At 58.9% G+C, this 518-nt stretch carries 1 protein-coding gene; it reads right to left on the minus strand.

Annotated elements, in window-relative coordinates:
• Nucleotides 1–518, minus strand: a 518-nt coding sequence (locus D5281_RS25285; protein ID WP_277935650.1) for a tRNA-dihydrouridine synthase, incomplete at both ends; no start/stop codon positions are given.

Raw genomic sequence — 518 nt, forward strand, 5'->3', positions numbered from 1 at the left:
TCCAGCGCATCCTCCGCCGTCTGAATCCCTCCCATCCCGATGACCGGGATATTTACCGCCCTGCAGGTCTGCCAGACCATCCGCAGCGCAACCGGCTTTATGGCAGGCCCGGACAGCCCGCCCGTCTTGTTTGCCACGCAGAACGCCCTTTTCTTCACGTCAATCCTCATGCCCGTGATGGTGTTGATCAGCGAGAGCGCATCCGCGCCGCCGGCCTCCGCCGCCTTTGCGATCTCCGTTATGTCCGTGACATTCGGCGTCAGTTTCATGGAAACGGGCTGCGCCGCTTTCTTTTTTATCTCCTTCGTGATGTACTCCACCATCCCCGGCTCCTGCCCGAAAGCGATCCCGCCATGCTCCACGTTGGGGCAGGAGATGTTGGCCTCCAGCATATCTATTTCCTGCCCGGACAGCCGTTCCACCACTTCCAGGTAATCCGCCACGGTGCTGCCGCATATGTTCACAATGACCTTCGTGTCAAACTGTCTGAGGAAAGGGAGGTCCCTCTCTATAAAGAC

The sequence above is a fragment of the Parablautia muri genome (assembly GCF_009917485.1).
Taxonomy (GTDB): Bacteria; Bacillota; Clostridia; order Lachnospirales; family Lachnospiraceae; genus Suilimivivens; species Suilimivivens muri.